The following is a 4,255-nucleotide window of genomic DNA, read 5'->3' as shown; positions in this document are numbered from 1 at the left end:
CCGGCAGGATTTGAACCTGCGACCTTTGGCTTCGGAGGCCAACACTCTATCCAACTGAGCTACGGGCGCTTATGCAAGATGGCGCTGGAAGCCTTGGCGACTCCGCACGCCGGCAGCGCGTTGCGCTGTACCGCACTCCCCTCCGGCGTCGCCTCGGGTCCGGCCCGGTGCGCTGCATCGCACCGGTCGCTTCCGCCGGGCAGCAGCTGCGCTTCCGCAGATCCGGCTACGCCCAACCGAGCTACGGCGCTTTGCTGCCGAGGAGCGGCCAACATCGTAACCGCCGGGGCCGAAGCTGTCCAGCCTGGCGGCCTCCGCCAGGCTCAGCGCTCGGGACCGAAGATCCGGTACGCCTGCGGCACCTCAGCGGCCGCCTCGGCGTCGCGGGCCGCCTGCGCCAGGTAGCGCTCGAGCGCTTCGGCCCGGCGGGCGGCGTGGTTTTCGAGCGCGCGATGCACCTCGCTGCGGGCGCGTGCCACTTCCTCGATCAATTCGGCTTCCATGGCATTGCGGTAGCGATGCTCCTCGGCCTTGAGCAGGACGTACTCGGTGCCGGCGAAACCGGCCAGGGCCACCGCCGTGGCGGTGGCACCGGCCAGCAGCGCCGCAGGGCCGGTCGGCGAGGTGGCCGCCGTGGCCGTGGCGCCGCTGCCCAGCGAGCGCGCCGCATGGCCGCCCAGGCGCGCCACGATGCGGCTGGCCACGGCTCGCGAGCCCTGCATGGCGGCGCCCGCCACCAGCCGCTGGGCAAGCGCCCGACCGACGGCCAGGCCCAGGGCACCACCCGCGGCGGCCGTCCCCCAGCGCATCTCGTCCCAGCGATCCTGAAAGGCGTTACGCAGCGCCAGGTCGAGATCGACCTCGTGCAGCGGACGTGAGGGGGAGGCTTCCACCTGCCGCTCGCCGTAGCGCGCATGCAGGCTCCGGGCGATCTCCCGTTCCAGCCGCCGCTGGGCCGGCTCGAGGCGCGTGGCGTAATCGGCCTCGAGCTCCTCCAGCGCGGCCTCGAAGCCGCTGCGCGCGATCAGTTGCTCGGCCAACTGCGCCTCCAGCCATTCGTCCACGTCGTCCGTCAGCGCTATCGCCAGGCGCAGGTAGCTCCCTCGCAGCGAGAAGTGCCAGTCGAGATACTCCGGCACCGCGGCCTCGAGCGGAGCGAAGGCGGCATCCAGCCGGGCGTCGAGCCAGGGCTGCATCTCGTCGCGCAGCCTGAGATCAAGCTCGGCGGCGCGTTGCGCCAGCTCCCGCCCCAGGTCGGCATGGGTCTCGGCGTCTAGGACCAGGGCCTCGCCATCGATCACGACGCGGAAGAGCGGTGCCTCGCTGCGCTCCTGCAACAGCTGGTAGACCGGGACCAGGCCCAGCATCAGCAGCGCCACCAGCAGCAGGCTCAGGCTCCAGGTCGCTGCCGGCAGACACCGGGCGCTCGCCGGGCGTGTGGTCATGCGGGTCCCTCCCGTCCACTCTCGGGCCACCGCGTCAGCCGATCGCGCAGGGCCTCGGCGCCCACCAGCAGCCTGACGAAGGCCCAGGCGAAGGCGCTCTGGATCAGCAGCAGCACCAGCCAGCCGACCAGCGCCAGGCCTTCGGCGACCCCGGTCCGGGTCACGGCATTCTGCATGGCCCAGTAGCGGGTCAGTTCAACGGCCTGGGCGAGACGCTCGAAGACGCCGAGCAGCGTGCTGCCCGCCGCGGTGGAGACATGGCGAACCAGTGCCTCTTCCCAGGCTAGTCCGATCAGGTAGGGTTGTGGCAACCACAGCGCCAGCAGCACCAGCAGCAGCGCCACCAGGCCACCCACGGGCCAGACCAGCAGGCGGCGGGTCAGTGCCGGCACATGGGCGGTGACCACGTGGCGTGCCAGGCGCCGACGCAGCAGTGCCTGCAGCCAGGCCAGCGTCAGCGCCGCCAGCACCAGCACCGTCCAGGTGAGTGTCGGCAGCAGGCGGAGCTGCACCAGCAGCAGCAGCGCCAGCAGCAGGCCGAGGAGTTGATGGCGCAGCACCATGAGCAGCCCGCCGCGCAGGCGCCGATGCCAGGGCGACGACGCGAGCAGGTACTGGCCCAGCCAGGCGCGACGGCGCAGGCGTGCGGCCTCGACGCTACCGGCGAAGATCAGCTGCCCGGCCAGCGCCCAGGCCGGCAGCAGCAGCACGCTGGCCGCCCCCGCCCCCAGGCGGGACCATGCCAGCAGCCCGGCGACCGTCAGCACGACGTGCCCCTGCCGAGACAGGGTGCGGCGCCAGGCGGCGAAAGGCCGCTCGCTCATGGCTTCCTCGTTGAGTGGGTGAAGGCGACGCCTGCCGCGCGCAGCGCTTACGTCGCCTGGATCATCTCGCCGACCTTCGCCAGGATGTGGCGACCGATGGGCAGCGCCGACGTGGCCGCCGGCGACGGAGCGTTGCAGACGTTGACCGTGCGCCGGGTGTTGACGAACAGGAAGTCATCGATCAGCCGGCCATCGCGGGAGACGGCCTGGGCGCGCACGCCGGCGGGCCACGGCTCGAGGTCGTCCAGCGTCAGGCTGGGGCAGTACTTGCGCACCTCTTCCAGGTAGCCGCGGCGCCACAGCGAGTTCTTCATCTCGTGCAGGCCGGGCTGCAGGTTGCGACCCAGGACCTTGAGGATGCCCGGGTTGGCGAACATGCGCGCCATGTCGGGGAGCGAGACGTCGCTCTTGCGATACCCCTCGCGCTTGAACGCCAGCACGGCGTTGGGCCCCACGGTCACCGAGCCATCGATCATGCGCGTGAGGTGCACCCCGAGGAACGGCATGGATGGATCGGGAATGGGGTAGATGAGGTGGCGGACGATGCCGCTGAGGCGGTCGGGCAGACGGTAGTACTCGCCGCGGAACGGGCAGATGGTGAAGCCGGGGTTACGCCCCAGCAGGCGCACGATGCGGTCGGCCATCAGCCCGGAGCAGGTCACCAGGTAGCGGCTGTTGAACTCACCCCTGGACGTATCGACGAGGACCTCCCCGGTGCGCTCGGCGATTCCGGTGACCTCGTGGTCGTAGCGAATCTGGCCTCCAAGACGCTGGAACTCCTCGGCCATGGCCTCGGCCACCCGGGCATAGCTGACGATGCCACTGGAGGGGACGAAGATGGCGCCGAGCCCGGAGATGTGGGGTTCGCGCTCCCCCAGTTCCTCGCCGGAGAGCCACTCCCGCTCCAGCCCGTTGGCGGCGGTGCGCTCCCATAGCGCCTCCATGCGCCGCATCTCCTGCTCGTTGGTCGCCACCAGCAGCTTGCCGCAGACATCGTAGGGAATGGCATGGCGCTCGCAGAACTCCTTCGTGGCGCGGTTGCCCTCGAGACAGAAGCGCGCCTTGAGGCTGCCCGGCGTGTAGTAGACGCCGGCATGGATCACGCCGCTGTTGTGCCCGCTCTGGTGCCGCGCGGGGCCGCTCTCCTTCTCCAACAGCAGCATTTTCTTGTCGGGATAGCGCTCGATGAGCTGCATCGCGGTGGAGAGGCCGAGTATGCCGCCACCGAGGATGATGAAATCGTACACGCACGCCTCGCGTCGCCAGTGGTACACCGAAGGGGTCGCTACCAAGATACTCGCCGGCCGCTGCGCTGGCCAGTCGGCCCGGGCCGCTCACCGGCTCATGCCAAAGGCGTGGGCAACGGCGTTTTCCAGCAGTTTGCTATATCGGTATACTATCGCCCATTGTGTGCGTCATGGCGCTCCGGCTGTCGCGTGCCGACGTCGCCAACCGATTACGATTACAGGACCGTCGAGAGGTGGTGAGAGTGAAATCCAGCAAACTGATCTTGGGGTGTCTGGCCGCCATCGGCCTGACCACGGGCGCCATGTCCGTTCAGGCTGAAGAGGAGCGCGATGCCATCGCCGAGCGCCTGAAGCCGGTGGGCAATCTCTGCCTGCAGGGCGAGGATTGCGGTACGGCGGCGGCCGCCGAGAGCGACGACGGTGGCGGCGGCGATGGTGCCGATGGCGAGAGCATCTATGGCCAGGTCTGCAGTGCCTGCCACGACAGCGGGGCCGCCGGGGCACCGGTGCGCGGCGAGGAGGACGCCTGGGCCGATCGCGTCGATCAGGGCTGGGACACGCTGCTGGATCATGCCATCAATGGCTTCAATGCCATGCCGGCGCGTGGCGGCAACTCCAGCCTCTCCGACGAGGAAGTCGCCGCCGCTACCGCACACCTGCTCGACCCGGTGATGGACGTGCCTGAGCTGGAGGAAGAGGCTTCGGGCGACGACGAGGCTGCCGGCGACGACGAGGCTGC

At 69.9% G+C, this 4,255-nt stretch carries 4 protein-coding genes; 1 reads left to right on the top strand and 3 read right to left on the bottom strand.

Annotated elements, in window-relative coordinates:
• Positions 1-323: 323 nt before the first annotated feature.
• From DIS04_RS18090 to lhgO, 3 genes are read right to left on the bottom strand one after another with little or no spacing between them, the layout of a single operon-like run.
• Positions 324-1,445 carry a hypothetical protein gene (locus DIS04_RS18090; RefSeq protein ID WP_111415190.1) on the bottom strand — a complete coding sequence of 374 codons (1,122 nt, stop codon included), beginning with the start codon at positions 1,443-1,445 and terminating at the stop codon, positions 324-326.
• Entirely contained in the window at positions 1,442-2,269 is an 828-nt protein-coding gene (locus DIS04_RS18085; RefSeq protein ID WP_111415189.1) for a hypothetical protein, read from the bottom strand. Before DIS04_RS18085 ends, DIS04_RS18090 begins: the two co-directional genes overlap by 4 nt.
• 47 nt (positions 2,270-2,316) lie before the next feature.
• On the bottom strand, positions 2,317-3,516 hold the full coding sequence (gene lhgO / locus DIS04_RS18080; protein WP_111415188.1) for an L-2-hydroxyglutarate oxidase: 1,200 nt from the start codon (positions 3,514-3,516) through the stop codon (positions 2,317-2,319).
• Between the two features lie 242 nt (positions 3,517-3,758).
• On the opposite strand from lhgO, the gene DIS04_RS18075 reads away from it, so the two are divergent.
• On the top strand, positions 3,759-4,255 hold a 497-nt coding region (locus DIS04_RS18075; protein WP_218938192.1), incomplete at its 3' end, for a c-type cytochrome.

Origin of the sequence: Billgrantia lactosivorans (genome assembly GCF_003254665.1) — a bacterium.
Lineage (GTDB): Bacteria > Pseudomonadota > Gammaproteobacteria > Pseudomonadales > Halomonadaceae > Halomonas > Halomonas lactosivorans.
The sequence above is the reverse complement of the archived record's forward strand: the minus strand, read 5'-3'. Positions and strand labels throughout refer to the sequence as shown.

Coding starts and splice junctions, on each gene's coding strand:
- DIS04_RS18090 (WP_111415190.1), bottom strand. CDS start 1,445: ATGACCACACGCCCGGCGAGCGCCCGGTGTCTGCCGGCAGCGACCTGG.
- DIS04_RS18085 (WP_111415189.1), bottom strand. CDS start 2,269: ATGAGCGAGCGGCCTTTCGCCGCCTGGCGCCGCACCCTGTCTCGGCAG.